This window comes from Kitasatospora sp. NPDC004799, from assembly GCF_040609095.1.
In the GTDB taxonomy this organism is placed as follows: domain Bacteria; phylum Actinomycetota; class Actinomycetes; order Streptomycetales; family Streptomycetaceae; genus Kitasatospora.
In genome coordinates this window covers 1-3,877 of the sequence record NZ_JBEXJK010000579.1, presented here as the reverse complement: position 1 = coordinate 3,877, position 3,877 = coordinate 1, and the positions used below count along the sequence as shown (strand labels likewise).

General features: G+C 74.8%; 1 protein-coding gene. It reads right to left on the bottom strand.

Annotated elements, in window-relative coordinates:
• Positions 1 to 48: 48 nt before the first annotated feature.
• Positions 49 to 2,925, bottom strand: coding sequence for an alpha-glucan family phosphorylase (gene glgP, locus ABZW03_RS38340; RefSeq protein WP_355269120.1), 2,877 nt, complete (start codon positions 2,923 to 2,925; stop codon positions 49 to 51).
• Positions 2,926 to 3,877 lie beyond the last annotated feature (952 nt).

Sequence of the window (3,877 nt, the reverse complement as noted above, 5' to 3'; positions counted from 1 at the left end):
CACCGTCCGTGTTGATCTTTTTCCGGATCGGAGTCCGACGCCTCGGGCTCAGCGGAGCGTGACGCACCCGCGCGCGGCCAGCGCCGCCAGCAGCCCGGCGTCCATCCCGACCGACTCGGCCGGCAGGGCGACCAGCCCCAGCTCGGCCGGCGAGGCCAGCCGCGGGTGCGCGGGCAGCACCCGGACGGTGTAGCCGAACGGGCCGGTCCGGCACAGCTCCAGCGAGCCCTCGTAGCGGGTGCGGCCGTCCAGGTCCGGCCCGCCGACCGGCTTGAGGGCGAGCAGGCAGGCGTCCGAGATCCGGTCCCGCTCGTCCACCCGGCCGGAGACCGCCTGCACCTCTACGTCGCCCGGCTCCAGCGTCCCGAGCGCGACCTGCACCCGCAGCGCCAGCGAGCTGCCCAGCTCCTGCGCCTCGGCCGGGCAGTCCGCCTCGACGTGCTCGACCCGCACGGCCGGCCAGGCCTCGCGGACCTTCGCCTTCCAGGCCGCCAGCTCGCGCGCGCCGGCGAACCGCCCGGCTGCTACTCGCCCGGCTGTTACTCGCCCGCTCGCTTCCGGGCGCTCGTACCCGGCGCCGACGGTCGTCGCTCCGACACTCCCTCCTCCGTCGGTCGCTCGTCGCTCCTCGCTCTCGGCACCGGCGCGCCCTTCGGCTCGGGGCGGGGCCACTCGCCCGCCCGCCTCCGGGTGGTCCCCCGCCAGCTCCCGCTGGGCCTGCGCCGCCGGGGCGTAGAGCCGCTCGACGTACTCCCGGACCATCCGCCCGGCCAGCACCTTGGGCCCGAGGGTGACCAGGGTGTGCCGGACCATCGAGATCCACTGCTGCGGCAGCCCGTCCGCGTCCCGGTCGTAGAACCGGGCGGCGACCTGGTTCTCGATCAGGTCGTAGAGCGCGGCCGCCTCGATGTCGTCGCGCCGCTCGGCCTCGCCGCTGTCCGGGTCGAGCACCCCGCCGCCCTCGTCGGCGGTGGGGATCGCCCAGCCGTTGCGGCCGTCGTACCACTCGTCCCACCAGCCGTCCAGGACGGAGAGGTTGAGGCAGCCGTTGAGCGCGGCCTTCATCCCGGAGGTGCCGCAGGCCTCCAGCGGGCGCAGCGGGTTGTTCAGCCAGACGTCGCAGCCCGGGTAGAGGCGCTGGGCCATCGCCATGTCGTAGTCCGGCAGGAAGACGATCCGGTGCCGCACCGCCGGGTCGTCGGCGAAGGCGACCATCTGCTGGATCAGCCGCTTGCCGCCGTCGTCGGCCGGGTGGGCCTTGCCGGCGACCACGATCTGCACCGGCCGGGTGGGGTGCAGCAGCAGGGCGCGCAGCCGCTCCGGGTCGCGCAGCATCAGGGTGAGCCGCTTGTACGAGGGCACCCGGCGGGCGAAGCCGATGGTGAGCACGTCGGGGTCGAGCACCGAGGAGACCCAGCCGAGCTCGGCCTCGCCGGCCCCGCGCCGGCGCCAGGAGGCGTGCAACCGGCGGCGGGCCTCCTCCACCAGCTGGGCCCGCAGGGTGCGCCGCAGCTCCCAGACCTCGGTGTTGCCGATCCGCTCCAGGCCCGTCCAGCGCCGGGTCTCGCCGGTGGTCATCGCCTCCTCGGCGCGCTCGGCGCCGAGTTCGGCGGCGCCGAGCCGGACCACCGCCGGGTCGATCCAGGTGGCGGCGTGCACGCCGTTGGTGACCGAGGTGATCGGCACCTCGGCGGGGTCGAAGCCGGGCCACAGGCCGTTGAACATCGACCGGCTGACCTCGCCGTGCAGGGTGGAGACCCCGTTGGCGCGCTGGGCCAGCCGCAGGCCCATGGCGGCCATGTTGAACAGCTTCGGGTCCCCGTCGCGCCAGCTCTCGGCGCCGAGCGCGAGCACCTGGTCGACCGGCACGCCCGGCAGCGCGGCGTCCGCGCCGAAGTGGCGGGCGACCAGCTCGCGGTCGAAGCGGTCGATGCCGGCCGGGACGGGCGTGTGGGTGGTGAAGAGGGTGCCGGCCCGGACGGCCTCCAGGGCGGCGGCGAAGTCGAGGCCGGACCGGCCGTCGGCGACCAGCTCGCGGATGCGCTCCACGCCGAGGAAGCCGGCGTGGCCCTCGTTGGTGTGGAAGACGTCGGGGGCGGGGTGCCCGGTGAGCCGGCAGTAGGCGCGCACCGCCCGGACGCCGCCGATGCCGAGCAGCATCTCCTGGAGCAGCCGGTGCTCGCTGCCGCCGCCGTACAGCCGGTCGGTGACGTCCCGCTCGGCGGGCGAGTTGGCCTCGATGTCGGAGTCGAGCAGCAGCAGCGGGACCCGCCCGACCTGGGCCTTCCAGACGTGGGCGGCCAGGGTGCGGCCGCCGGGCAGGGCGAGGTCGACCCGGCAGGGGGTGCCGTCGGCCTCCCGCAGCAGGCTGACCGCGAGCTCGTCCGGGTCGAGCAGCGGGTAGCGCTCCTGCTGCCAGCCGTCCCGGCTCAGGGACTGGCGGAAGTAGCCGTGCCGGTAGAACAGGCCGACGCCGATCAGCGGCACGCCGAGGTCGCTGGCGGCCTTGAGGTGGTCGCCGGCCAGGATGCCGAGCCCGCCGGAGTACTGGGGCAGCGCGGCGGCGATGCCGTACTCGGGCGAGAAGTAGGCGATCGCGGCGGGCAGCGGGGCCGGGTCGGACTGCTGCCGGGTCTGGTACCAGCGGGGGCCGGTGAGGTACTCGCGCAGGTCGTCGGCGAGGTCGCCGAGTCTGCGCAGGAAGCGCCGGTCGGTGGCGAGCGCGGCCAGTCGGGCGGCCGGGACCTCCCCGAGCAGCCGCACCGGGTCCTCGCCGGTCGCGGCCCAGACCTCCGGGTCCACGGACCGGAAGAGGTCCCTGGTCTCGGGGTGCCAGGACCAGCGCAGGTTGAGGGCCAGCTCGTGCAACGGCTGGAGTTGTTCGGGCAGGACGGTGCGGACGGTGAATCTGCGGATTGCCTTCACGGCGTGAAGCGTAGCCGCGGCGGCCGTCCCGACAGTGCGTCAAGTGGGCTATTGGGCATCCGTTCGGGCTATTGATGAGATCGCATTCGGCGCATTGGTCCGCGCGGGGGCGCGCGAGGCGCACATTTCGGGGTCCTGCGCTACCAATGCGTGAACTCTTCGGTACGGGTCCATTTCCGGCGGCCCGTCCGCTCCGGAGAAGGCGTGAAACTACTGTCGTACCGCTGCGGAAACCCGGTCGCCGGTGCGAGGATGACCGAAGGCCGTTGATGCTGCGGGGAGTCCGACGACGGGTGGCGTCCCCCGCGAAGCAGCACGTCCGAATCCTTTTCGCGTTGGCCGTTCCCGTCCTTCTTAGCCCATTCGGCGCTCACCGCGCACGGACGCGTGTCCTCGCCCCCGGCCCGCTCGTTCACGGGTGGACCGGGTCGGTCGGGGACGTGCCCCGCGGAGGCGTGCGCCGGGACGCACCCGGGCTCCGGGGCGTCCCACCGCCGGCTCGGCGGGCGCCGGGCAGGTTGCCGGGAACAGCGGCGCGGGCAGGCTCCGGTCGCACGTCCTCCCCACCCAGCAGTCCTCCGGTACTCCCCCGGCCCGACCCCGGCCCGCGGGGAGCTGCCGCCGATCTCGGGCAGGAGCTTGGCATGCACGGCGACACGCGGGACCAGTCCACACCGGTGGCCGAAGGCCTCGACGCAGCGGTCGCGGAATCCGCCGGACGGATGGATTCTGACACTCGGACAGATCCGGCGATGCCGGCGCCGAGGGCGTCCGGGGCGGTCCGTGCCGGATCCTCCGAATCCCAGCCCTCCGCGGCACCGTCCGCCGCGGTGGCCCGCACCCCCGGTGCCGCGGAGGACCGGGCCACGGCACCCCGCAGGCGCACCACCACGCGCCGCACCACCGCCACCGCGTCGGCCACCACCCCCGAGGCCGAGGCCGGGGCCGGTCC